This is a genomic window from Nitratireductor sp. GZWM139, assembly GCF_030068685.1.
Classification (GTDB): domain Bacteria; phylum Pseudomonadota; class Alphaproteobacteria; order Rhizobiales; family Rhizobiaceae; genus Nitratireductor; species Nitratireductor aquimarinus.
Map to the genome: position 1 here is coordinate 1 of NZ_JAMQML010000073.1, position 305 is coordinate 305.

General features: G+C 58.4%; 1 protein-coding gene. It reads right to left on the reverse strand.

Features of this window, described 5'->3' with window-relative positions:
* The coding region (locus NDI72_RS21980; RefSeq protein WP_283801807.1) for a hypothetical protein at positions 1-219 on the reverse strand (219 nt) is incomplete at its 3' end.
* Positions 220-305: the final 86 nt, after the last annotated feature.

Sequence of the window (305 nt, forward strand, 5' to 3'; positions counted from 1 at the left end):
AAACCGCTTCCGATCCCCCTTCCCCCTGTCTCGCTTCGGATCGAACGGAATGCCGTCAAACTCGGATGCGAAGCGGTCCGCGTCTTCCTTCTCAGCAAAGCAGAAGATGATGAAGTAGCCGCCTCTTGGCTCGGCCCACTGGGCATAGACGGATTGCGTCCGACGATGGATCGACAGGCCCTTACAGAAGCCGTGAACGACATCGTAATTGGCTCCCATTACCCGATGCTCCGGTAACGCCACCTGGTGCGGATGAGCGTGATCAATCTGAGCCCCGGTAGGCTCTCCTTTGCGACGTGACATCG